General features: G+C 71.4%; 21 protein-coding genes. 12 read left to right on the top strand and 9 right to left on the bottom strand.

The genetic code is table 11. The features are described 5' to 3' along the window. Positions 1 to 247 precede the first annotated feature (247 nt). Positions 248 to 1,114 (bottom strand): AraC family transcriptional regulator, encoded by an 867-nt coding sequence (locus AB0I22_RS06020; RefSeq protein WP_363129426.1) that lies wholly within the window; start codon positions 1,112 to 1,114, stop codon positions 248 to 250. A 320-nt stretch (positions 1,115 to 1,434) separates the two neighbouring features. On the opposite strand from AB0I22_RS06020, the gene AB0I22_RS06015 reads away from it, so the two are divergent. The 4 genes from AB0I22_RS06015 (at position 1,435) to AB0I22_RS06000 (ending at position 6,361) form a co-directional block, all read left to right on the top strand. Next, entirely contained in the window at positions 1,435 to 1,986 is a 552-nt protein-coding gene (locus AB0I22_RS06015) for a DUF3761 domain-containing protein (RefSeq protein ID WP_363129425.1), read from the top strand. 158 nt (positions 1,987 to 2,144) lie between these two features. Further along, positions 2,145 to 3,947 (top strand): gamma-glutamyltransferase, encoded by a 1,803-nt coding sequence (locus AB0I22_RS06010; protein WP_363129424.1) that lies wholly within the window; start codon positions 2,145 to 2,147, stop codon positions 3,945 to 3,947. 68 nt (positions 3,948 to 4,015) lie between these two features. Then, positions 4,016 to 4,846, top strand: a complete 831-nt coding sequence (locus AB0I22_RS06005) for an inositol monophosphatase (protein WP_363129423.1) — start codon at positions 4,016 to 4,018, stop codon at positions 4,844 to 4,846. Between the two features lie 72 nt (positions 4,847 to 4,918). Continuing rightward, a complete protein-coding gene (locus AB0I22_RS06000) occupies positions 4,919 to 6,361 on the top strand; it encodes an NAD(P)/FAD-dependent oxidoreductase (RefSeq protein ID WP_363129422.1) in 1,443 nt (480 codons plus the stop codon). A gap of 7 nt (positions 6,362 to 6,368) precedes the next feature. Here the strand turns inward: AB0I22_RS06000 and AB0I22_RS05995 are convergent, their stop codons facing one another. Beyond that, entirely contained in the window at positions 6,369 to 6,770 is a 402-nt protein-coding gene (locus AB0I22_RS05995) for a CU044_2847 family protein (protein ID WP_363129421.1), read from the bottom strand. Between the two features lie 190 nt (positions 6,771 to 6,960). On the opposite strand from AB0I22_RS05995, the gene AB0I22_RS05990 reads away from it, so the two are divergent. The 6 genes from AB0I22_RS05990 (at position 6,961) to AB0I22_RS05965 (ending at position 10,686) form a co-directional block, all read left to right on the top strand. After that, positions 6,961 to 7,155 (top strand): hypothetical protein, encoded by a 195-nt coding sequence (locus AB0I22_RS05990; RefSeq protein ID WP_363129420.1) that lies wholly within the window; start codon positions 6,961 to 6,963, stop codon positions 7,153 to 7,155. Then, complete coding sequence (locus AB0I22_RS05985) at positions 7,152 to 7,682, top strand: DUF6879 family protein (RefSeq protein WP_363129419.1); 531 nt, start codon at positions 7,152 to 7,154, stop codon at positions 7,680 to 7,682. Before AB0I22_RS05990 ends, AB0I22_RS05985 begins: the two co-directional genes overlap by 4 nt. 100 nt (positions 7,683 to 7,782) lie before the next feature. Next, positions 7,783 to 8,304, top strand: coding sequence for a DUF6879 family protein (locus AB0I22_RS05980; RefSeq protein ID WP_363129418.1), 522 nt, complete (start codon positions 7,783 to 7,785; stop codon positions 8,302 to 8,304). A 103-nt stretch (positions 8,305 to 8,407) separates the two neighbouring features. Continuing rightward, entirely contained in the window at positions 8,408 to 9,880 is a 1,473-nt protein-coding gene (locus AB0I22_RS05975) for an AlkA N-terminal domain-containing protein (RefSeq protein WP_363129454.1), read from the top strand. 117 nt (positions 9,881 to 9,997) lie between these two features. Continuing rightward, positions 9,998 to 10,501, top strand: a complete 504-nt coding sequence (locus AB0I22_RS05970; protein WP_363129417.1) for a methylated-DNA--[protein]-cysteine S-methyltransferase — start codon at positions 9,998 to 10,000, stop codon at positions 10,499 to 10,501. Positions 10,502 to 10,524: 23 nt separating this feature from the next. After that, a complete protein-coding gene (locus AB0I22_RS05965; protein WP_363129416.1) occupies positions 10,525 to 10,686 on the top strand; it encodes a hypothetical protein in 162 nt (53 codons plus the stop codon). Between the two features lie 66 nt (positions 10,687 to 10,752). Here AB0I22_RS05965 and AB0I22_RS05960 read toward each other — a convergent pair whose 3' ends face one another. Next, positions 10,753 to 12,510: a BCCT family transporter gene (locus AB0I22_RS05960; RefSeq protein ID WP_363129415.1), complete on the bottom strand. Its 1,758-nt coding sequence runs from the start codon at positions 12,508 to 12,510 to the stop codon at positions 10,753 to 10,755. A 178-nt stretch (positions 12,511 to 12,688) separates the two neighbouring features. On the opposite strand from AB0I22_RS05960, the gene AB0I22_RS05955 reads away from it, so the two are divergent. Continuing rightward, positions 12,689 to 13,813: a glycerate kinase gene (locus AB0I22_RS05955; protein ID WP_363129453.1), complete on the top strand. Its 1,125-nt coding sequence runs from the start codon at positions 12,689 to 12,691 to the stop codon at positions 13,811 to 13,813. Positions 13,814 to 14,061: 248 nt separating this feature from the next. Next, positions 14,062 to 15,351 (top strand): glycosyltransferase family 87 protein, encoded by a 1,290-nt coding sequence (locus AB0I22_RS05950; RefSeq protein WP_363129414.1) that lies wholly within the window; start codon positions 14,062 to 14,064, stop codon positions 15,349 to 15,351. A 982-nt stretch (positions 15,352 to 16,333) separates the two neighbouring features. Here the strand turns inward: AB0I22_RS05950 and pssA are convergent. From pssA to AB0I22_RS05920, 6 genes are all read right to left on the bottom strand, one after another. Next, positions 16,334 to 17,197 carry a CDP-diacylglycerol--serine O-phosphatidyltransferase gene (gene pssA / locus AB0I22_RS05945; RefSeq protein ID WP_363129413.1) on the bottom strand — a complete coding sequence of 288 codons (864 nt, stop codon included), beginning with the start codon at positions 17,195 to 17,197 and terminating at the stop codon, positions 16,334 to 16,336. Continuing rightward, positions 17,184 to 17,831 carry a phosphatidylserine decarboxylase gene (locus AB0I22_RS05940; RefSeq protein ID WP_363129412.1) on the bottom strand — a complete coding sequence of 216 codons (648 nt, stop codon included), beginning with the start codon at positions 17,829 to 17,831 and terminating at the stop codon, positions 17,184 to 17,186. The genes pssA and AB0I22_RS05940 overlap by 14 nt, the downstream gene beginning before the upstream one ends. A gap of 170 nt (positions 17,832 to 18,001) precedes the next feature. Continuing rightward, positions 18,002 to 19,207: an acyl-CoA dehydrogenase family protein gene (locus AB0I22_RS05935; RefSeq protein WP_363129411.1), complete on the bottom strand. Its 1,206-nt coding sequence runs from the start codon at positions 19,205 to 19,207 to the stop codon at positions 18,002 to 18,004. Between the two features lie 2 nt (positions 19,208 to 19,209). Beyond that, positions 19,210 to 19,737 carry a MaoC family dehydratase gene (locus AB0I22_RS05930; RefSeq protein WP_363129452.1) on the bottom strand — a complete coding sequence of 176 codons (528 nt, stop codon included), beginning with the start codon at positions 19,735 to 19,737 and terminating at the stop codon, positions 19,210 to 19,212. Between the two features lie 5 nt (positions 19,738 to 19,742). Continuing rightward, positions 19,743 to 20,702: a CoA ester lyase gene (locus tag AB0I22_RS05925; protein ID WP_363129410.1), complete on the bottom strand. Its 960-nt coding sequence runs from the start codon at positions 20,700 to 20,702 to the stop codon at positions 19,743 to 19,745. Beyond that, positions 20,699 to 22,711 (bottom strand): protein meaA, encoded by a 2,013-nt coding sequence (locus AB0I22_RS05920; protein ID WP_363129409.1) that lies wholly within the window; start codon positions 22,709 to 22,711, stop codon positions 20,699 to 20,701. Before AB0I22_RS05920 ends, AB0I22_RS05925 begins: the two co-directional genes overlap by 4 nt. Positions 22,712 to 22,777: the final 66 nt, after the last annotated feature.

Raw genomic sequence — 22,777 nt, 5'->3', positions numbered from 1 at the left:
GTTCGCGGTGATGTCACGGAAAGAGGGCGGTAGGGGAGGTATGCCCGATGCGTGCTGTAGGTCGGGTGGGCCGGCTGGGGCTGGTCGGCTGTGGATGGTGGCGGCCGGTGCCGCACGCCGTACGGGCTCCCGGTCCCGTACGGCGTGCGAGATTTCCGTATGCCCGTATGCCCGTATGCCCGTATGCCCATATGCCCGTACGTACGGGGCCGGGCCCCCGTCCTTCGGGCCCCGGCCCACGGCCCGGTCAGGCGCCGGTGCGCTCCACGGGAATCCACAGCTCCGCGTCGGCCCGCGCCGCGTCGGGGGAGAGGCGGGTGCGCAGGATCTCCGGCCCCGGGCGGCTCCGGTACGGGTTGGAGGGGAACCACTGAGTGAAGACGTCCCGCCATATGAGCTGGAGCGTCAGCGGGAACTCACCGGAGCTCTCGAAGACCGCCCACGTCCCCGCCGGCACGGTCAGCGCCGCGAAGTCCGCCGGGGCGTCCGCGCCGGTCACGACCCCGTGGTAGTAGTCGAGTTCCGTGCCCTCCGCTCGGTTTTCGGCGAGGTCGTCGCTCACCGAGACGATCCCGCGCGGCTCCTGGTCGCTCAGCTCCTCCAGACGCCGGAGTGTCTCGGGGGCGATGCCCCGGACGAACTCCACGATCGCCGGATTCATCCCCGCGTGCACCAAGGGGACGCGGGCCTTCGCCCCCACCACCTGGAATTCGTCCTTCTCCACGATCCGGTATTCCATGCTGCTGTTCCCTTCGATGATGAGGCGGAAGGACATCCGGGGCTGGGAACGCAGTGCCGCACCCGTGCGGCGGGCCTCGCCCGGGCCGATGCCGTGCACGGCCCGGAACGCTCGCGCGAACGCCTCGCCCGAGCTGTAGCCGTAGCGCACCGCGATATCGAGCAGCGTGTGCCGGCCCGCGAGTACATCGGCGCCCGCGACGGTGAGCCGGCGGCGGCGGATGTACTCCGACAGCGGCAGGCCGGCCAGCGCGGAGAACATCCGGCGGAAGTGGTACTCCGACGTGACGGCGATCCGCGCGAGTTCGGTCATCTCGATCTGCTGATCCAGATGACCCTCGATGTGCTCCAGGGCCTCGTTCAGCCGCTCCAGCATTTTCCTGGTCCTTCTTTCTCGGCCTTCTCGGCTTTCTCGGTCCTTTGACCGAGACTCACGCTAGGGATCACCCAAGACGCCCGACCCGACATTCCATGCCCGGCTCGGTCTGCTCCTGCGCGGAGGAACGGGGCGGGCCGGTGATCAGGCGGCCCCGCGGGCGGCCCGGTCCGATCTCGTCGTACACTCTGCGCACCCCACGAATTTTCCCCCCACGCCCCCCACACCGCTCTCCCGGCCGGCCGGGCGTCGGTTCGCGACCGGGCGGCGGAGCCATGCGCGGACGCTCCGCGCAACAGAGCGTCAGGGGGGACCTGATCGTGAGCAACATATTCACCGCCTTCACCGCGCGCAGACCGGGGCGGGCGTGGGTGTCCGCAGCGGCCGTGCTGGCCTTCGGGCTCGGCGTCGCCGGCTGCGACGGTTCGGCGGACGGCGGTACGGACAAGAGCGCGTCTCCCGAGGTCACGGCGACGGCATCGGTCACGCCCAGCGAGTCGCCGACACCCACGCCGACCCCGACCCCGACTCCGACGCCCACTCCCACTCCCACGCCGACGCCTTCGCCGACCCAGGAGCCCACGCCCGACCCCGAGCCGCCGACGAGCGCACCCGCGCCGAAGCCTCCGGTCCACCACGGGGGCGGGGGCGGCGGTTCCGCTTCCGGCGGCTCGTCTTCCGGTGACTCGTCGTCCGGCGGCAGCGACTCCGCCTCCGGCGGTTCGAGCACCGGAGGTTCGAGCACCGGAGGTTCGAGCACTGGCGGTTCCCACAGCGGTGCCACCGCCATCTGCAATGACGGCAGCTACTCCTACTCCGCGCACCGCCGCGGCACCTGCTCCCACCACGGGGGAGTGGCCACCTGGCTGTAGGACCTCCCGGCGTAGAGTGCGCGGCACTTGGCGGGTACAGCCAGTACGTCCCGTACCGCACGGGCAGTACGTCCTGTACCCGCCGAAAGTGCCGTCCGTACCACCGCCGCCCACCGTCATCCGCCGTCACCCGGCGACACAGCCCGAGGAGTCCGACGATGTTCACGACCCGGCCGACCCTCCAAGGAACCTTCGGAATGGTGTCCTCCACGCACTGGCTCGCCTCGCAGTCCGCGATGGCGGTCCTGGAGGACGGCGGCAACGCCTTTGACGCGGCCGTCGCGGCCGGCTTCGTCCTGCACGTCGTCGAGCCGCACCTGTGCGGGCCGGCGGGCGAGGTGCCGATGATCCTCGCGCCCGCCGGCGGCCCGGTACGCGTGCTGTGCGGGCAGGGGCCCGCCCCCGCCGGGGCGAGCATCGAGCACTACACGGGGCTCGGCCTCGAACTCGTCCCCGGCACCGGCCCCCTGGCGGCGGCCGTGCCGGGCGCGTTCGACGCGTGGATGACGCTGCTGCGCGACCACGGCACCAAGCGCCTCGCCGACGTGCTGAAGTACGCCATCGGGTACGCCGAGGACGGCCACGCCCCCGTCGAACGGGTCGGCGAGACCGTGGAGAGCGTGCGCGAACTCTTCGAGACGGAGTGGACGGACTCGGCCGCCCTCTATCTGCCCGGCGGCGAGCCCCCGGCCCCGGGGCGGCTCTTCAAGAACCCGGCGCTCGCGGCGACCTGGCGGCGGCTGATATCCGAGGCGGAAGCGGCCGCCGGCGCGGACCGGGCCGCGCAGATCGACGCGGCCCGGAAGGCGTGGCGGGAGGGGTTCGTCGCCGAGGCGCTCGTGGCCGCCGCCGCCCGGCCCACCATGGACACCTCGGGGAAGCGCCACACCGGCACGCTCACCGCCGCCGACCTCGCCGCCTACGAGGCGACGTACGAGGACCCGGTCACGTACGACTGGAACGGCTGGACGCTCTGCAAGGCCGGCCCGTGGTCGCAGGGGCCCGTCTTCCTCCAGCAGCTCGCGCTGCTGCCCGACGACCTCGCCTACGGCACCCCCGAGTACGTGCACACGCTCATCGAAGGCAGCAAGCTCGCGATGGCCGACCGCGAGGCCTGGTACGGCGACGCGGCGGACGTACCGCTCGACACCCTCCTGTCGGACGGCTACAACGCCGGCCGCCGTGCCCTGATCGGCGAGGGGGCCTCGTACGAACTGCGCCCCGGCAGCCCCGACGGCCGCACGCCGCGGCTCAGCGAGCACACCACCACCGTCGCGGCGGGCGGCGCGGGGTTCGACGCGCTCGGGCTCGCCGGTACGGGCGCGGGGGAGCCGACCGTGGCCAAGGACGGCACGACCCGCGGCGACACCTGCCACCTCGACATCGTCGACCGCTGGGGCAACATGGCGGCCGCGACCCCGAGCGGCGGCTGGCTCCAGTCCAACCCCGTCATCCCGGAGCTGGGCTTCCCGCTCGGCACCCGCCTCCAGATGGCCTGGCTCGACGAGGGGCTGCCGAACTCGCTCACGCCCGGCCGCCGCCCCCGTACGACCCTCACCCCCTCGCTCGCGCTGCGCGACGGCGTACCGGTGCTGGCCTTCGGCACCCCCGGCGGGGACCAGCAGGACCAGTGGTCGGTGCACTTCTTCCTCGCGGTGGCGCTGCGCGAGCGGGTACGGGGCGGGCTCGACCTGCAAGGGGCGATCGACGCGCCGAACTGGCACCAGGACAGCTTCCCCGGCTCCTTCTACCCGCGCGCGATGCTGCCCGGCAGCGTGACCGTCGAGGCCCGGATCGGCGCGGAGGTGATCGAGGAGCTGCGCCGCAGGGGGCACGAGGTGAGCGTGGGGGAGCCCTGGTCGGAGGGGCGGCTGTGCGCGGTGGCGCGCGACCCGCAGACGGGCGTGCTGTCGGCGGCGGCCAACCCACGCGGAATGCAGGGGTACGCGGTCGGGCGTTAACCCCATGTACGACTGACGTCACCCTGCTGTACATCGCCACTGTCAGTGACGCGTGGTTCGATGGACACATGATCGAAGATCTGCTGAAAAAGTTCGAGGTGTCCGATGTCGAAGAGGCGATCCGCAAGGCAGCCGCGGCCGAGATCATGCCGAGATTCCGGCAGCTCGCCGCCCACGAGATCGTCGAGAAGAACGGGCCGCACGACCTGGTGACGGTCGCCGACCGGCTCGCCGAGGAACACCTCACCGCCTCGCTCACGGAGCTGCTCCCCGGCTCCGTCGTGGTCGGCGAGGAGGCCGTGCACGCCGACCCGTCCGTGCTGGCCGCCCTGCGCGGCGACGCCCCGGTCTGGATCGTCGACCCGGTCGACGGCACCCGGCTGTTCGTCCACGGCGACCCCGGCTTCTCGACGCTCGTCACCCTCGCCCAGGGCGGCGAGCCGCTGGCCTCCTTCACCTACGGGCCCGCGCTGGACCTGATGGCCGTCGCGGTGCGCGGGCAGGGGGCCGTGCTCAACGGCGAGCCGATCCGGTCCGGCTCGCCCGAGTCCGGCAAGACCCTCGAAGTGGCCACCTCCCACCACGACTTCACCGACGACGACCAGAAGCGGGTGCTCGCCGCGCTCGCCGTCCACGGGGTCGCGCCACGGCCCTGCGGCTCCGCGGGCCTCGAATACCTGCACGTGGCGCAGGGCTCCCTCGACGGCCTCGCCTTCTCCTGGGAGAACGCGTGGGACCACGCGGCCGGGCTGCTGCTGGTCGCCGAGGCGGGCGGCACGAGCGCCACGGTCGCGGGCGAACCCTTCCGGATCACCGGGGGCAACGCCCTGCCGTTCGCCGCGGCGCGGGACGCCGAGACGGCTCGGCTTATCCTGGGGCTGCTGGCGTCCGCCGCCTGACGCCGACGCCGGTGCCGGCGCTTCAGGCTGTCTGGCCTCAGAGCGGCCGCAACGACGAGGGGAGCCCATCCGGTGCCATCCATGCTCGACGCGGTCGTGGTAGGTGCCGGGCCCAACGGACTGACCGCAGCCGTCGAACTCGCCCGGCGCGGCCTGGCCGTCGCGGTGTTCGAGGCCGCGGAGACCATCGGCGGCGGAGCGCGCACCGAGGAACTCACCCTCCCCGGCTTCCGCCACGACCCCTGTTCCGCCGTGCACCCGCTCGGCGCGGGGTCGCCCGCCTTCAACGCCATGCCGCTCGCCCGCCACGGCCTGACCTGGCTCCACCCCGACCTGCCGATGGCGCACCCCTTCCCCGACGGGACCGCCGCGGTGCTCTCCCACTCGGTGGGCGAGACCGCGATGTCGCTGGGACCGCGCGACGCGGGCGCGTACCGCCGGCTGCTCACCCCCTTCCTCGGCAAGTGGGACGCCATCGCCGTCGACTTCCTGCGCACCCAGTGGGACGGCCCGCCGCGCGATCCGCTCACCTACGCGCGCTTCGGCCCGGTCGCGGCACAGCCCGCGGCCCTGCTGGCACGCCGGTTCCGCGACCAGAAGGCGCGCGGCCTGCTCGCCGGGCTCGCCGCGCACGGCATCGCGCCGCTCGGCGCGATCGGGACCGGCGGAATGGCGCTGGTCTTCGCGCTCGCCGCGCACTCGGCGGGCTGGCCGGTCCCGCGCGGCGGCTCACAGGCCATCTCCGACGCGCTCGGCTCGTACCTGCGCGAACAAGGAGGCCAGATCCACACCGGCTTCCAGGTCAAACGCCTCGACGACCTGCCGCCCGCCCGCGCCTACGTCTTCGACACCTCGCCGACCGCCCTCGCCCGCATCGCCGGGCTCGGCAACGCCTACCGCGACTACCGCTACGGCGCGAGCGTGTTCAAGGTCGACTACGCGCTGGACGGCCCCATGCCCTGGACCGCCGAGGCGGCGCGCCGCGCGGGCACGGTGCACATCGGCCCCACCTACGGCGAGATCTCCGCGGCCCTGCACGCCGCCGTCGACGGCCGCGACCCGTCCGTACCGTTCCTCATCACCGCCCAGCCCAGCGTCGTCGACCCGACCCGCGCCCCGGAGGGCAAGCACACGTTCTGGGCGTACGGGCACGTGCCCAACGGCTGGGAGGGCGACGCGCTGGAGGCCGTCGAGCGCCAACTCGACCGCTTCGCACCGGGCTTCCGCGACCTGGTACTGGCCCGGGCCACAGCGGGCCCCCCGCAACTGGCCGCCCGCAACGCCAATTACGTCGGCGGCGACATCGCCACCGGCTCCGTGGAAGGCCTGCGACTCCTCCTGCGCCCCAAGCTGACGCGCGTCCCGTACGAGACCGCGCACCCCTCCGTCTTCATCTGCTCGTCCGCGACACCGCCGGGACCGGGCGTGCACGGCATGTCGGGCCATCACGCGGCGCGGGCGGTGTGGCGGCGGCTGCGGGGGAGGGAGAGCGGGGGAGTGCCGCTGACCGGCTGAGGGAGCGTCAGCCCGGCTCGCCGCCCGCCGCCCGCTCGGGCATCTTCCACGTAGCGGAAATGGTGAGACTCGCCTGCCCGTTGGCCCCGACGATGCCCAGCTTGAGGTCCTGCCCGAGCTGTACCCCGAACTCCACACTCAACTCCTGCGGCGGATCGTCCGCGGCCCCCACCGCGTCGTGCACCTCCTGAAGCAGCAGCCCGACCGGCCGCAGGACGGTGCGCAGCGTGCCGACGGCGAGCGCGGCAGCCGCCTGCGCGCCGCGCCCTACGGGCGTCACCCCGCCGAGCCGGGCGTCCCCGCCGCTGCCGCTGCCGCTGCCCGGTGGAGCCCCGACGGGCGCGAGCGCCAGGCGCACGGTGGTGTCATCGGCCAGGAGGATCTCGGCGTAGTCCGTCACCTGGCCCATGATGCAGTCCGAGGCCCATCGGGTCGCCGGATTCCGGGGAATCCCCCCGCACGTGAGGTGCGTGGCCGCGCGGTGCGCCGTGTGAGGGGTTCGCTATTCGGTTTCCTGTTCCCTCGACTGTGGTCCCTTGACCCCCTTGTCACCGGACCGGAAGGATCGGATGGGACACCAACTGACAGGGGGTCAGCCATTGAAGCTCAGGCAGGTTGCGAGCGACTGGGACGACGGTCCATGCCCGACCGTAAGGACCGTCGAGGGCGCCGAGCACATTCTGGTCCAGGACTTCAAGGTGGAAGACGCGGAAACGCTGGCCACCATGGAACTGCCGGACAACGAGACGGCCGTGAGTATCCCCCACAGCGCTTCTGAGGAAGGTCGCCCGTGAATATCTCGCCTGAAGAATTCGGGAAACTCTTCGATGATTTCCAGCGGGAAGCATTCCGGCTGGAAACACGCGACGACTACAGTAGATCCGGCGGCGTAGCGGCCTATAAGGCGTTCCTGGCTGGCGAGCCCCAGCCGGAAGAATATAAAACGGCGGGGTGGGTGGCGACCGTACAAGACGCCGTTCAGGCCGGGAAGCGTATGTACCGCGTGCACATTCTCAGCCGCCCGCTGAGCGACTACCTGCGGTTCGAACTCGCCTGGGGGTATCAGCGGAATCAAGCCGCCGGCGAGGAGTTCTTCATCCTGGACACCACCGAGCAGGAGAACCCGCTGGAAGGTGTGCCGGACTTCTGGGCATTCGACGAGCGCTCCATCGTACCCATGCGGTACAGCGATGATGGGGAGTTTCTAGGAGCTGAGGTGATGACGGGCGACCAGGCCGCCAAGTGGCTGGAATACCGGGATACGGCCATGAGCCACGCGATGCCGTTCCCCGAGTGGTGGGACCGGTACGCGCCGGAGTGAACGGGCTCAACGTCGGACGGGACTACCTCGGACGGGAATACCACTGCGGGCGCGCTTCTTGTGCTGTACGACGAGGGCGACGGAATGGCGGGAGTTGGAATTGTGCGCATTCCTGAACGGTGAGGAGTGGCGGCTGAGGTTCCAGACCTTTCAAGCGGAAGCCTGGCGACTTGAGACGCTCCCGCGGTACCTCATGCCACAGGAAGAGAAAGAGATCCAGGAATTCAAGGACGGTAAGCGAATCGACCCCCGGTCCTACTCGTCCAGCTACACCGACCGGATCAAGCGGCAGTGTGCCGAGGGCAAGGTGAATGGGCGTGTGCGCATCCTCACCCGGCCGCTCTCCGAATACTTGCGGTTCGAGTTCTCGCGGTACTACGAGCCGCATGCTCTGGCCGGCGAGGATATTCGCATCCTTGATGTGACCGGCCGGGAAAACCCATTGGCGGGCATCCAGGATTTCTGGATGTTCGACAGCTCTGCGGTCGTGCTCATGCACTATGAGCCGGACGGCAAGCAGATCGGCCGTGAAGTCTACGAAGGCGACCCCGCGCCGTTCATCGAATATCAGCGGATCGCGGTGGCCGAGTCCGTGCCTCTCGGGGAGTACGTGCGCGGGTGACGTTCGAGCCCGAGCCCCGGCATCCGCTCACATCCGCTCATGCCCGACCCCCATGTCGGATTTCCGCGAGCCCGCGGCCCCGGCGGGCGGCATGCTGGTGCGTATGCACACCGACTTCGACCGCTGCGTGCGGGCCGTGCAGTCCAAGGACGCCCGCTTCGACGGCTGGTTCTTCACCGCTGTCCTGACCACTCGGATCTACTGCCGGCCCAGCTGCCCGGTGGTGCCGCCGAAGGTCGCGAACATGTCCTTCTATCCCAGTGCGGCAGCCGCTCAGCAGGCCGGGTTCCGGGCGTGCAAGCGGTGTCGGCCGGATGCCAGTCCGGGGTCGCCGGAGTGGAATGAGCGGGCGGACCTGGTGGCGCGGGCCATGCGGCTCATCGGGGACGGCGTCGTGGACCGGGAAGGGGTGCCGGGGCTCGCGGCGAGGCTCGGGTACTCCACGCGGCAGATCGAGCGGCAGCTGCTCGCCGAGCTCGGCGCGGGGCCGCAGGCGCTGGCCCGGGCGCAGCGGGCGCAGACGGGGCGGCTGCTCATCGAGACCACCGAACTGCCGATGAGCGACGTGGCCTTCGCCGCCGGTTTCGCCTCCATCCGCACCTTCAACGAGACCGTACGAGAGGTCTTCGCCCTCTCCCCGAGCGAACTGCGCGGCCGGGCCGCCCGCGGCCGGCGGCCGTCCCCGTCCGGGGTGCTCGCGCTGCGGCTGCCCTTCCGGGCGCCGCTGTGCCCCGACAACCTCTTCGGGCACCTCGCCGCCACGGCCGTGCCCGGTGTGGAGGAGTGGCGCGACGGCGCGTACCGGCGCACGCTGCGCCTCCCGTACGGGCACGGCACCGTCGAACTGCGCCCGCAGCCCGGCCACATCGGCTGCCGGCTCGCCCTCACCGACCAGCGCGACCTGACCGGGGCGATCAGCCGCTGCCGGCGGCTGCTGGACCTCGACGCCGACCCCGAAGCCGTCGACGACCTGCTGCGCTCCGACGAACGCCTCGCGCCCCTCGTCGACAAGGCGCCCGGGCGGCGGGTGCCGCGCACCGTGGACGCGGACGAGTTCGCCGTACGGGCCGTGCTCGGCCAGCAGGTGTCGACCGCCGCCGCCCGTACGCTCGCGGGCCGCCTCGTCACCGCGCACGGCGAGGCCGTCGAGGACCCGGCGGGCGGCCTCACCCACCTCTTCCCCTCGGCCGACGCGCTGGCCGCCCTCGACCCCGCCGCCCTCGCCATGCCGGCCGGCCGCCGTGCCACCGTCGTCGCCATGGTCTCCGCCCTCGCCTCCGGCGAACTCGCCCTCGGCGTCGGCAGCGACTGGCCGAAAGCCCGTGAATTCCTCGATGCCATGCCCGGCATCGGGCCGTGGACCACCGAGATCATCGCCATGCGCGCGCTCGGCGACCCCGACGCCTTCGTACCGACGGACCTCGGCATCCGCCGCGCGGCGGGGGAGTTGGGCCTCCCGGCGACCCCCGCCGCCCTCACCCGGCACGCGGCCTCCTGGCGGCCTTGGCGCGCGTACGCCGTCCAGTACCTCTGGTCCGCGGACGATCACGCCATCAACCGCATCCCAGCTGGTTGATCCTGTCAACTCGATTGTTTAATTGGTCAGTTGGACGCATCGGTCGGGTCTTCTTCTCGGCCGGTGCGCCGCCGCCCCCCATCGCCCTCCATCCGCCCCGACCGGAAGACCGCACCAATGCGCGTACACACCCAGCTCGACAGCCCCTACGGCACACTCACCCTCGTCGCCGCCGACGGCGTCCTCTGCGGCCTCTACATGACCGAGCAGCGCCACCGCCCGTCCGAGGAGACCTTCGGCGAACCCGACGACACGCCTTTCACCGAGGCCGCACGCCAGTTGGCCGCCTATTTCGCGGGTGAGATCACCGAGTTCGACCTGCCGCTGCATCTGGACGGCACGCCGTTCCAGCGGCGCGTCTGGAGCGAACTCCAGCGCATCCCGTACGGCGAGACGGTCTCGTACGGGCAGCTCGCCGACCGTATGGACGCGCCCGGCGCCTCCCGCGCGGTCGGTCTCGCCAACGGCAAGAACCCCATCGGCATCATCGTCCCCTGTCACCGCGTCGTCGGCTCCACCGGCAGCCTCACCGGCTACGGCGGCGGCCTCGACCGCAAGCGGCGGCTGCTCGACTTCGAACGCGGCGTCAGCGGGACGACGGAGCAGAACGCGCTGTTCTGAGCGCCCCCGACTGGCAGGCGTCCTTGCAGGTCGCCCTCGCCACGTTCGTCAGCCGCTGGGACGTCCGCTGCGAACCCGGCGCCGACTCGCGGCCCGTACCGCTCGCCGCCTTCCACCGGCCGCGCCGCCTGTCACTGCGGCTGGCCCGGCGCACGGGGCCCGGCGGTTCCGGCACGCCGAGGTGAACGCAGCGGCACCAGCAACCGCAGCCGCACCAATAACCACCCCCGACCGCCGGAGCCGATGAGCCCCTACGTGCTCGGCCCGCCCCCACCCCCGCCCGTACCGTCCTCCCGGTCCCGGGTGCTCTCCACCACCCGGCGCAGCCGCGCGTGCCGTACCGGCCCCTGCTCGGAGACGACATCGCCGACCATGGCCCGTACCGCGTCGCGCATTCCGTGCAGCGCGTGGTGGCGGGCCGGGCCCGCGCCCGGGTCGTCGCGGAGCTCCTTGATGAGCGACCAGCACAGCGCGAGCATCACCAGCACGAAGGGGAGGGCGACCAGGATCGTCGCCGACTGGAGCGAGTTCAGGCCGCCCGCCACCAGCAGTACGGCCGCCACCGCGGCCATCAGCACGCCCCAGCCGACCACCAGCCAGGTGCGCGGGTGCAGCGCGCCGCGGCTGGTGAGCGAGCCCATCACCAGCGAGGCGGAGTCGGCGCTGGTGATGAAGTACGTCATGACCAGCGCCATCGCGATCCACGAGGTGACCGTGCCGATGGGCAGCGCCTCCAGCAGCCCGAACATCGACGCCTCCGCGCCCTCCTTGACGGTCCCGGTCAGATCGGCCGCGCCCGTCATGTCCAGGCGCACCGCGCTGCCGCCCATCACGCAGAACCAGATCACCGTCGCCCCGCTGGGCACCAGAAGCACGCCGACCAGGAACTCGCGGATCGTACGGCCGTGGGAGATCCGGGCGATGAAGGTGCCCACGAACGGGGCCCAGGACAGCCACCACGCCCAGTAGAAGATCGTCCAGGTGCCGAGCCACTTCGGGTCCGTGAACGCGCCGGTGCGGGTCGCCATCGTCAGCAGGTCGTGCAGATAGCCGCCGGCGCTCGCCGGGATGGTGTTCAGGATGAAGACGGTGGGGCCGAGCACGAAGACGAACAGCATCAGGCACGCGGCGAGCACGATGTTGATCGTGGAGAGCCACTTGACGCCCTTGTGCAGCCCGGAGAAGGCGGAGAGGACGAAGGCCGCCGACAGCGAGCCGATGATGATGAGTTCGAGGGTCTTGGAGTCCTCGACGCCGGTGGTGATGTTCAGGCCCTTGGACACCTGGAGGGCGCCCAGGCCCAGGCTGGTCGCCGTGCCGAAGACGGTGGCGAAGACGGCGAGGAGGTCGATGACGCGGCCCGGCCAGCCGGCCGCGCGCCGCTCGCCGAGCAGCGGTACGAACGCGGCGCTGACCCGGTTGCCCCGGCCCTTGCGGAAGCCCGCGTAGGCGAGGGCGAGCCCGGCCATGCCGTAGATCGCCCAGGGGTGCAGGGTCCAGTGGAAGAACGAGTACTCCAGTGCCGTACGGGCCGACGCGCCCGTGCCCGCGGAGACGCCGCTGCCGGGCGGCGGGGCGGCGAAGTGCTGGAGCGGCTCGCCGACTCCGTAGAACATCAGGCCGATGCCCATGCCCGCGCTGAACATCATCGCGATCCAGGCGAGGTTGCCGAACTCCGGCCGGTCCTCGTCCTGGCCCAGCCGAATCCGGCCGAACCGGCTCAGCGAGATCAGCACGGCCAGTACGAGGAACACATCGGCCGCGATCACGAACAGCCACGCGAAGTTCGACAGCACCCAGCCCAGGGCGGACGACGACGCGCGGTCGAAGGAGTCCTTGCCGAACGCCGCCCAGGCGACCACCCCCAGCACCGCGGCGCCGCCGATGACGACGACCAACAGGTCCGGACGCTGATCGTGCGGCGGTCCGGGCGGGGACCCGGAGGAGGCTCCGGGCGGCGGACCGGGCGGGGTGGCCGGATCGGTCGACTGAGGAGTGTCGGTGCTCATGACGCCCCACTATGGCCGGATTGAGCGGTTTTTTCGGGGCTGGCACGCCGCCGGGGGGCCATGGGCAACGCCGGACCATGGCGGGTAGGGTCGCTGCGGCGCGAGCGCCTGTGCGAGAGCCGGGCCGAAAAGCAAGGGGAGCAAGGTGGCCGACGTTTCCACTACAGAGCCGACGCGCGTGCTGATCGCCGCGGACAAGTTCAAAGGCTCGCTGACGGCCGTTCAGGTCGCCGAGCATGTCGCGGCGGGGCTGCGCCGGGCCGCGCCCGGCGTCGGCGTCGAGGCCCTGCCGGTCGCCGACGGCGGCGACGGCACCGTGGACGCCGCGCTGGCGGCCGGGTTCGAGGCCCATGAGGCGGAGGTGACCGGCCCGCTGGGGGCGCCCGTCACGGCCACGTTCGCGCTGGGGCCCGACGGCACCGCCGTGGTGGAGATGGCCGAGGCGTCGGGGCTGCGGCACCTGCCGGCCGGCGTCTTCACGCCGCTCACCGCCACCACGTACGGGACCGGCGAGCTGCTGCGCGCGGCCCTCGACGCGGGCGCGCGCACCATCGTCTTCGGTGTCGGCGGCAGCGCGACCACGGACGGCGGGGCCGGGATGCTGGCAGCCCTCGGCGCGAGCTTCCTCGACGATGACGGCGACCCCGTCCCGCACGGCGGCGGGCCGCTGACCGAGCTGACCTCGGCGGACCTCTCCGGGCTCGACCCGCGCCTCGCGGACGTCCCGATCGTCCTCGCGAGCGACGTCGACAACCCGCTGACCGGCCCGAAGGGCGCCGCCGCGGTGTACGGCCCGCAGAAGGGCGCCAGCGACGAGGACGTCACGACGCTGGACAACGCGCTTACGCACTACGTCGGCGTGCTGGAGCAGGCGATCGGCCCGCGGGCCGCCGAGTACGCGCAGTCGCCGGGGGCCGGGGCCGCGGGCGGGATCGGCTACGGCGCGCTCATCGGCCTCGACGCCACGTTCCGGCCGGGCATCGAGGTGATGCTCGACGTGCTGGGCTTCGACGCGGCGCTGGCGCGGGCCGGGCTCGTCATCACGGGGGAGGGGTCGCTGGACCAGCAGACCCTGCACGGCAAGGCCCCCGCCGGGGTCGCCGCGGCGGCCCGCGCGGCCGGGGTCGAGACCGTGGCCGTCTGCGGCCGCCTGGAGCTCCCGCGGGAGGCGCTCGCCGCGGCGGGCATCAGCCGTGCGTACCCCCTCACCGAGCTGGAGCCGGACCTGTACCGCTGCATGACGGAAGCGGGCCCCCTGCTGGAGCGCGCGGCCGAGGCGATCGCCCGCGACTGCCTGGGCTGAGGCCGGCCGGGCCGGGGGCGAGCGGAGCCTCGCCCCCGCTGAGCTGCGGCGGAGTACGGCTGGGGCGGGAGTTTCCGCTATACACCACAGTTATAGGTGTTCTGTATAGTCCCTCGTATGATCTCCAGCCACCCCCACTTCGGCATGCCCGAAAACGGCTCGTCCTTCACATCCGCCCCCCGGTCCGGCCGCGATGAAACGTTTCTCCTGGACCGCGGTCGCGCGGCGCACCAGGAGGCCGCGCTCTGATGGCGGAGACGATCCGGAAGCGGCCGTCGGGCATCGGCGCCGCGCCCGACCCGTCGCGCCCCGGCCGGCGGTGGGACTGGCCGCTGCTGCTGCTGAGCGCGGTCGTGGCGCTCGCGGTGGGGCTCTCGTCGCCCCCGCACACCTCGCAGCGGGTATGGGGCATCGCCGCCGCGGCCGGGTACGGCTGCGCTGCCGTGGTCGCGGCGCTGTCGGCCAAGCGCTGGGGGCGCAACGCCGCCATCGTGGCGCTGATCGGCGCGGCCGTCGTGCCGCTCGTGTACCTGACGGCGATCGGCCGGGCGCAGATGGAGGTCGGGGTGGTCGAGCGCGGCGCCGACCTGCTGCTCTCCTCCGGAACCCCGTACAACTCGGACCCGCACTCCGTACCGGACTTCAACCCCTACCTGCCGGGCATGGCGATCTTCGGCATACCGCGCGTGCTGTTCGGCGACACCTTCCTGGGCAGCGCCCGGCTGTGGTTCCTCGTCGGCTTCCTCGCGGCCGTGATCGGCGCCCTGCGCGTATCGCTGAAGGGCACCGGCGGTACGGGCAGCACCCCGGCCGGCACCTCCGGCCCCACCGGGCTCCTGTGGCTGATCGCCTGCCCCGTCGTCGCGCTGCCCCTGACCATCGGCGGCGTGGACCCGCCGGTCATCGCCCTGGTCTGCCTGGCCCTGGCCTTCACCCACCGGGGCCGGCCGGGACTCGCGGGCCTGGCACTCGGCGTGGCGGCTGCCCTGAAGTGGACCGCCTGGCCGGCCGTACCCGTGGTGGTCGCCCTGCTGTGGGTCTGCCGCGGCAAGCGCGACGCGATCCGGTGCGCCGTAGGAGCCGCGGGCATCGCCGTGCTCACCGTCGTACCGGTGGCGCTGGTGGACACCGGGGCGTTCTACAAGAACGTCGTCCTCTACCCGCTGGGCCTCGGCCCCACCCAGTCGTCCGCCGAGAGCCCGCTGCTCGGCCACCTGATCGTCTCGGCGGTGCCGCAGGGCAAGGCCGTCGCCGTGGCACTCATCCTGATCAGCGCCCTGGCCGTGGGGGCGTCGCTCCTGCTCCGGCCGGTGCGCGACGTCGTGGCCGCCGCCGATCGCTTGGCGCTCGGCCTGATCCTGGCCATCGTGCTGTCGCCCGCCACGCGCATCGGCTACGCCATCTACCCCGTCGTCCTCCTGCTGTGGCCCCGCTTCGCGGTCAGCATCTCGCGCGGACGCGACGGGACGGCCGCCGATCACGAAGCGCCGGCGGCCGCCGAGCGCACTCCGGTCACCACCGCCGCAGCGGCCGACTGACCGCTCCGCGGGCATCTTGCCCCGGCCCCTGATCCGGTGCCGCCCTGCCCCACCAGGGCGGTACCGGATACCGGCCTCCAACGCCGGAGCGGCGGGCCAGGCCCGTAGAGGCACAGCGCGTACACCGGCTCCGCAGCGCGGGGCGCCGGGCTCACGATGCCGGAGTACGGGCACCAGCCCCACAACGCCGGCCGGGCCGAAGGCCCCAGCACCGCGCGAGTGCCAGGCTCGCAGTGCCGAGTAACCGGGCACGAGTCCCGCGCGTCGAGTAACGGACACCCATCCCGCAGCGCTGGGGCGCAGGTCCCAGACCTGTAGCACCGCAGCGCGGATACGGGGCCCAATCATGCCCAGCCGGGGCCACCGGGCCGCAGGCCCCGGCTCACCGCGCCGCAGCGCGGATACGAGCCCCCACAATGCCAAGGCGCGGACACCGGGCCACTGCGCCGGAGCACGGGCCCTCGGCCCCACGGCACCGGCGCGGCCACCGGCCCGCAGTTCCGGAGTACGGGCCACCGGCCCACTGCACCGGCATGGGTCCCCGGCCCGCAGTACCGAAGTACGGGCACCCACCCCCACAGCACTGGCGCGGTCACCGGCCCGCAGTTCCGAGTACGGGCCCCCGGCCTCACTGCACCGGCACGGGCCCCCGGCCCGCAGCACCGAAGTACAGGCACCCGCCCCCACAGCACACCCAGCCCGGACACTGAGCCCAAAGCACCAGGGCACAAGCACCCGCCCCCGGGCACCGGGGCACAAGCACTCGCCCCCGCACACCGGGGCGCAAGCATCCACCCCCGCGCACAAGCACAGCCCCCGCGCACCAGGGCACAAGCACCCCCCGCCCCACCAAGCCGCAGGCCCCCGCCCGGCCCGTCACGCCCCCGCGCATACGTACACACCCCACCCCACCCCACCCCACAAACGCCGAGGGGCCCCGAGCGCAATGCTCGGGGCCCCTCGGCAGCAGCGGGCGAGCGGCCTACGGCAGCTGCGTGGCGCGGGCCTCGCGGCGGTTGTCGCGGAAGGTGTTGACGCGGCGGGCCGTCGCGAAGAGCGGGATCACCGCGCCGAGGACGACCTGGAGGGCGCAGCCGGTCTGCAGGAGCAGTTCGCCGCCGGGGGCGTCGAAGGCCCAGGCGGCCAGCAGGCCCATGCTCAGCACGATCCAGCCGAGCATCGCCACGGCCAGGCGGCCGCGCGGCTTCGGGTACTCGACCCGGCTCACCATCAGCCACGCCACCCCGACGATCGCGAGGAGCGTCGGCATGAACGGCAGCTCAAGGAGGACGATGGAGACGACGGTGAGCGCCCCGAAGGGGGACGGCATGCCCTGGAAGATGCCGTCGCGCAGCTGTACGCACGAGAAGCGCGCGAGCCGGAGCACGACGGCCAGCAGGACCACGATCGCGGCGACCGCCGAGACCCGCTGGTGGGCGTCGTCGGCGACCATCCCCCAGACGACCACGAAGTACGCGGGGGCGAGCCCGAAGCTGATCAGGTCGGAGAGGTTGTCCAGCTCGGCGCCCATCGCCGAGCTGCGGAGCTTGCGCGCCACGAGCCCGTCGAAGAGGTCGAAGACCGAGGCGAGCAGTATCAGTATCACCGCGGTGGCCGCGCTGTGCCGGGCCATGCCGCCGTCCTCGTTGCCCGTCAGGTGCGGGATGAGGACGCCGGTGGTGGTGAAGTACACGGCCATGAAGCCGCAGATGGCGTTGCCGAGGGTGAGGGTGTCCGCTATCGACAGCCGGGTGGACAGGGGGATGTCCGCGACGTCGGCGTCCGCTTCGTCGTGGTCGGCCTCCGGCACCCAGGCGGCCTGTGTGTCGGGATCAATCACGGTCAAGACGAGTCACCCCCGCCGTGGTCGCCTGGCCGACCTCGACCGCGGCCTCGATGCCCTCGGGGAGGTAGACGTCGACGCGCGAACCGAAGCGGATCAGACCGATCCGGTCGCCCTGCTCGACCTTGGCGCTCTGCGGCACGTACGGCACGATGCGGCGGGCCACGGCGCCGGCGATCTGGACCATCTCGATGTCGCCGAGCTCGGTGTCGAAGTGCCAGACGACGCGCTCGTTGTTCTCGCTCTCCTTGTTGAACGCCGGTACGTAGCCGCCGGGGATGTGCTTGACGGAGCGGACCGTGCCGGCCATGGGGGCGCGGTTGACGTGCACGTTCAGAGGGCTCATGAAGATCGCCACGCGGGTGCGCCCGTCCTTCCACGGCATGATGCTCTGCACCACACCGTCGGCGGGGGACAGGACGCGGCCCTCGGGGATCTCTCGCTCGGGGTCACGGAAGAACCACAGCATTCCCGCCGCGAGCGCGGTGGTGGGTACGGCGAGCGCCGCCCAGCGTCCGGAGCGGCGGGCACGGGTGAGGCTGACCGCGGCCGTGGCAACGGTCGGGACGAGCCACGGCGACGCCCCGCGCGCGAGGCGGACGCGGCCGCGAGGTGCAGAGGATTGGCTGTGGGGCATGGATGACCTTCGTAGCGGAGGATGCCGCGTAACAGAAAGGGGGACGGCGGCTTTCCGGGGATGCTATCGGTTGCGAGCGGCAACTGGGCAAGCGCCAGGGCCAGTCGGTGGCCGAACTCCGATGACGGGGTGTGATCTACTTCTCGTAGAAAACATCTCATAGCGGACATTTATCCCTGGAATCGGTACTCTTCAAGTAGCCGACGACCAATGATCATTTTCTGGATCTCGGCGGTGCCTTCACCGATGAGCAGCATCGGCGCCTCGCGGTAGAGGCGCTCGATCTCGTACTCCTTGGAGAAGCCGTAGCCGCCATGGATGCGGAAGGCGTCCTCGACCACCTCCTTGCAGTACTCGGAGGCCAGATATTTGGCCATGCCGGCTTCGAGGTCGTTGCGCTGTCCCGAGTCCTTCTTACGTGCCGCGTTCACCATCATCGCATGCGCCGCTTCGACCTTTGTCCCCATTTCAGCCAATTTGAACTGAATGGCCTGATGTTCGGCGATCGGTTTTCCGAAGGTGTGCCGCTGCTGCGCGTAGGCGGCGCCCAACTCGAAGGCACGCTGCGCTACTCCGCACCCACGCGCCGCTACGTTCACCCGGCCGACCTCGACGCCGTCCATCATCTGGTAGAAACCGCGGCCGGTGGCGCCGCCGAGCACGCGATCGGCGGGCACCTTCAGCCCGTCCATGATCAGCTCGGTGGTGTCGACGCCCTTGTAGCCCATCTTGTCGATCTTGCCCGGAATGGTGAGACCGGGCTTGACCTTGCCGAATCCCGGCTCCTTCTCGACCAGGAAGGTGGTCATCGACTTGTGCCGGGCGGTGCCTTCCGGGTGCCCCTCGTCCGTACGGCACAGGATCGCCACGAGCGAGGAGGTGCCGCCGTTGGTGAGCCACATCTTCTGCCCGGTGAGGGCGTAGCCGTCGCCGTCCCGCACGCCCTTGGACGTGATCGCCGACACATCCGAACCCAGCCCCGGCTCGGACATCGAGAACGCGCCGCGGATTTCCCCCGCCGCCATCTTTGGCAGGAAATAGTCCTTCTGCTCCTCGGTGCCGTGCTGTTTCAGCAGGTAGGCGACGATGAAATGGGTGTTCACGATGCCCGAGATGCTCATCCAGCCGCGGGCGATCTCCTCCACGCAGAGCGCGTACGTGAGAAGGGACTCACCGAGCCCGCCGTACTCCTCCGGAATCATCAGGCCGAACAGCCCCAGTTCGGTGAGGCCCTCGACGATTCGCGTCGGATATTCGTCGCGGTGCTCCAGTCCGGTCGCGACCGGCAGGATCTCTTTGTCGACGAAGTCACGGACGGTGGCGAGGATTTCCCGCTGGACATCGGTGAGGGAATCGGTCTGCGCGAGGCGTCCCATGGCTACTTCTCCACCTTCTTCGCCGGCGGCGTCTGGGGCCGGGGGCGGCCCGGCTGCTCGCCGCCGCGCTCCTTGACGTACGTCTCCGTGGGCACCATCACCTTGCGCCGGAACACACAGACCACGGTGCCGTCCTGCTTGTAGCCCGTCGTCTCCACGTACACGATCCCGCGGTCGGACTTGGATTTTGACGGAATCTTGTCGAGCACCGCCGTCTCGCCGTAGACGGTGTCCCCGTGGAACGTCGGCGCCACATGCCGCAGCGACTCGACCTCCAGATTGGCGATCGCCTTGCCCGAGACATCCGGCACGGACATGCCCAGCAGCAGTGAATAGACATAGTTGCCGACGACCACGTTCTTGCCGAAGTCCGTCGTCCGCTCCGCATAATTGGCGTCCATATGGAGCGGGTGGTGGTTCATCGTGAGCAGACAGAAGAGGTGGTCGTCGTACTCGGTGACGGTCTTTCCCGGCCAGTGCCGGTAGACGTCGCCGATGGTGAACTCCTCGTAAATACGGCCGAACTGCATCGCGCTCACGCCTCCGGTGCTTCGAACTCGGTGGTGCGCCGCATCCCCGCGGCGCGGCCCTTGCCCGCGACGACCAGCGCCATCTTGCGGCTGGCCTCGTCGATCATCTCGTCGCCGAGCATCGCCGAACCCTTCTTGCCGCCCGCCTCCGAGGTGTGCCACTCGTAGGCGTCGAGGATCAGCTCCGCGCGGTCGTAGTCCTCCTGCGAGGGCGAGAAGACCTCGTTCGCGGCCTCGACCTGGCCGGGGTGCAGCACCCACTTGCCGTCGAAGCCCAGCGCCGCCGCGCGCCCCGCGACCTCGCGGAACGCGTCCACGTCGCGGACCTGGAGGTACGGGCCGTCGATGGCCTGGAGGTCGTGCGTACGGGCCGCCATCAGGATGCGCATCAGGATGTAGTGGTACGCGTCGGCCCCGTACCCGGGCGGCTGCTGCCCGACGACCAGCGTCTTCATGTTGATGGAGGCCATGAAGTCGGCCGGGCCGAAGACGATGGTCTCCAGCCGGGGCGAGGACGCCGCGATGTCGTCGACGTTCACGAGCCCCTTGGCGTTCTCGATCTGCGCCTCGATGCCGATCCGGCCGACCTCGAACCCCATGGTCTTCTCGATCTGGGTGAGCAGCAGGTCGAGCGCGTGGACCTGGGCGGCGTCCTGCACCTTCGGCAGCATCACGCAGTCGAGGTTGTGGCCCGCGCCCTCGACGACCGTCACCACGTCGCGGTAAGTCCACTCGGTGGTCCAGTCGTTGACCCGTACGACCCTGGTCTTGCCCGTCCAGTCGCCCTTGTTGAGCGCGTCCACGATCGTGTGCCGGGCGCCTTCCTTGGCGAGCGGCGCGCACGCGTCCTCCAGGTCCAGGAAGACCTGGTCGGCGGCGAGGCCCTGGGCCTTCTCCAGGAAGCGCGGGTTGCTGCCCGGCACGGCCAGGCAGGAGCGGCGCGGACGCAGGCGGTTGACAGTCATGCGGGGACCTCCAGGGGGTCGAGCCTGTTCGCTTTCCGGATCTCGTCGACGATACGGCCGATGATCTCCGTGATTCCGAAGTCCTTCGGGGTGAAGACGGCCGCGACGCCGGCCGCGCGCAGGGCGTCGGCGTCGGCGGCCGGGATGATGCCGCCGACGACCACGGGCATGTCGTCGACGCCGGTGCGGCGCAGCCGCGCCAGCACGTCCGGGACCAGCTCGGCGTGCGAGCCGGAGAGGATGGACAGGCCGACGCAGTGCACGTCCTCGGCGACCGCCGCCGAGACGATCTGCTCCGGGGTGAGCCGGATGCCCTGGTAGACCACCTCGAACCCGGCGTCGCGGGCCCGTACGGCGATCTGCTCGGCGCCGTTGGAGTGCCCGTCCAGGCCGGGCTTGCCGACCAGCAGCCGCAGTTTGCCGCAGCCCAGTTCCTCGGCGGTACGGGCGGCCTTCGCGCGTACGGCCGCGAGCGGGGTGCCCGGCTCGGCGGTGACCGCCAGCGGCGCGCCGCCGACGCCCGTAGGCGCCCGGAACTCGCCGAAGACGTCCCTCAGCGCCCAGGACCACTCGCCGGTCGTGACGCCCGCGCGGGCGCATTCGAGGGTGGCGGCGAAGAGGTTGTCGCTGCCCGCGGCGGTCTTCTTGAGCACGGCCAGCGCGTCCTGCGCGCGGCTCTCGTCGCGCTCGTCGCGCCAGGCGCCCAGCGCGGCCACCACGCGCGCCTCGTTGGCCGGGTCGACGGTCATGATGGCGGTGTCGAGGTCGGCGGTGAGCGGGTTGGGCTCGGTGGACTCGTAGCTGTTGACGCCGACGATCAGCTCCTCGCCGGCCTCGATCCGGGCCCGCCGCTCGGCGTGCGAGGAGACGAGCCGCGACTTGAGGTAGCCGGACTCCACGGCGGCCATCGCGCCGCCCATCTCCTGGATGCGGCCGATCTCGGCCCGGCACTCGGCGACGAGCGCCGCCACCTTGGCCTCGATCACATGGGAGCCGGCGAAGATGTCCTCGTACTCCAGGAGGTCGCTCTCGTGGGCCAGGACCTGCTGGATGCGGAGCGACCACTGCTGGTCCCAGGGGCGGGGCAGGCCCAGCGCCTCGTTCCAGGCGGGGAGCTGCACGGCGCGGGCGCGGGCGTCCTTGGAGAGGGTGACGGCCAGCATCTCCAGCACGATGCGCTGGACGTTGTTCTCCGGCTGCGCCTCGGTCAGGCCGAGGGAGTTGACCTGGACGCCGTAGCGGAAGCGGCGCTGCTTGGGGTTCTCGATGCCGTACCGCTCGCGGGTGATCTCGTCCCAGAGGCGGCCGAAGGCGCGCATCTTGCACATCTCCTCGATGAAGCGGACGCCCGCGTTCACGAAGAAGGAGATCCGGGCGACGACGTCGCCGAACCGCTCCGCGGCCACCTGCCCGGAGTCGCGTACGGCGTCGAGCACCGCGATGGCGGTGGACATCGCGTACGCGATCTCCTGTACGGGCGTGGCCCCGGCCTCCTGGAGGTGGTAGCTGCAGATGTTGATCGGGTTCCACTTGGGGATGCGGGCCACCGTGTACGCGATCATGTCGGTGGTCAGCCGGAGCGAGGGGCCGGGCGGGAAGACGTGCGTCCCGCGCGAGAGGTACTCCTTGACGATGTCGTTCTGGGTGGTGCCCGACAGCTCGGTGATGTCGGCGCCCTGCTCCTCGGCCACCACCTGATACATCGCCAGCAGCCACATCGCGGTCGCGTTGATGGTCATCGAGGTGTTCATCCGGTCCAGCGGGATGTCCTGGAACAGCCGCCGCATGTCGCCGAGATGGGAGACGGGGACCCCGACCCGGCCGACCTCGCCGCGGGCGAGGACGTGGTCGGGGTCGTAACCGGTCTGCGTCGGGAGGTCGAACGCGACCGACAGGCCGGTCTGCCCCTTGGCGAGGTTGCGCCGGTAGAGCTCGTTGGACGCCTCGGCGGTGGAGTGCCCGGCGTACGTCCGCATCAGCCACGGACGATCCTTCTGACGCTCAGTCATGTACGTCTCTCAGCCGTCTCGTTCAGAGGTCGCGTTCAAGTGTCGCGTCCAGAAGCTGTGTTCGCG

Origin of the sequence: Streptomyces sp. NPDC050610 (genome assembly GCF_040654875.1) — a bacterium.
Classification (GTDB): Bacteria; Actinomycetota; Actinomycetes; order Streptomycetales; family Streptomycetaceae; genus Streptomyces.
Note: the sequence above shows the minus strand (reverse complement) of the source record. Positions and strands in the feature narration are given on the sequence as shown.

What these genes read in the sequence shown, in the direction of transcription:
- AB0I22_RS06020 (WP_363129426.1), bottom strand. Translation starts at nt 1,114, where the DNA reads ATGCTGGAGCGGCTGAACGAGGCCCTGGAGCACATCGAGGGTCATCTG.
- AB0I22_RS05975 (WP_363129454.1), top strand. Translation starts at nt 8,408, where the DNA reads ATGCACACCGACTTCGACCGCTGCGTGCGGGCCGTGCAGTCCAAGGAC.
- AB0I22_RS05960 (WP_363129415.1), bottom strand. Translation starts at nt 12,510, where the DNA reads ATGAGCACCGACACTCCTCAGTCGACCGATCCGGCCACCCCGCCCGGT.
- AB0I22_RS05935 (WP_363129411.1), bottom strand. Translation starts at nt 19,207, where the DNA reads ATGGGACGCCTCGCGCAGACCGATTCCCTCACCGATGTCCAGCGGGAA.
- AB0I22_RS05970 (WP_363129417.1), top strand. Translation starts at nt 9,998, where the DNA reads ATGCGCGTACACACCCAGCTCGACAGCCCCTACGGCACACTCACCCTC.
- AB0I22_RS06010 (WP_363129424.1), top strand. Translation starts at nt 2,145, where the DNA reads ATGTTCACGACCCGGCCGACCCTCCAAGGAACCTTCGGAATGGTGTCC.
- AB0I22_RS05930 (WP_363129452.1), bottom strand. Translation starts at nt 19,737, where the DNA reads ATGCAGTTCGGCCGTATTTACGAGGAGTTCACCATCGGCGACGTCTAC.
- AB0I22_RS05920 (WP_363129409.1), bottom strand. Translation starts at nt 22,711, where the DNA reads ATGACTGAGCGTCAGAAGGATCGTCCGTGGCTGATGCGGACGTACGCC.
- AB0I22_RS05940 (WP_363129412.1), bottom strand. Translation starts at nt 17,831, where the DNA reads ATGCCCCACAGCCAATCCTCTGCACCTCGCGGCCGCGTCCGCCTCGCG.
- AB0I22_RS06005 (WP_363129423.1), top strand. Translation starts at nt 4,016, where the DNA reads ATGATCGAAGATCTGCTGAAAAAGTTCGAGGTGTCCGATGTCGAAGAG.
- AB0I22_RS05925 (WP_363129410.1), bottom strand. Translation starts at nt 20,702, where the DNA reads ATGACTGTCAACCGCCTGCGTCCGCGCCGCTCCTGCCTGGCCGTGCCG.
- AB0I22_RS05995 (WP_363129421.1), bottom strand. Translation starts at nt 6,770, where the DNA reads ATGGGCCAGGTGACGGACTACGCCGAGATCCTCCTGGCCGATGACACC.
- AB0I22_RS05950 (WP_363129414.1), top strand. Translation starts at nt 14,062, where the DNA reads ATGGCGGAGACGATCCGGAAGCGGCCGTCGGGCATCGGCGCCGCGCCC.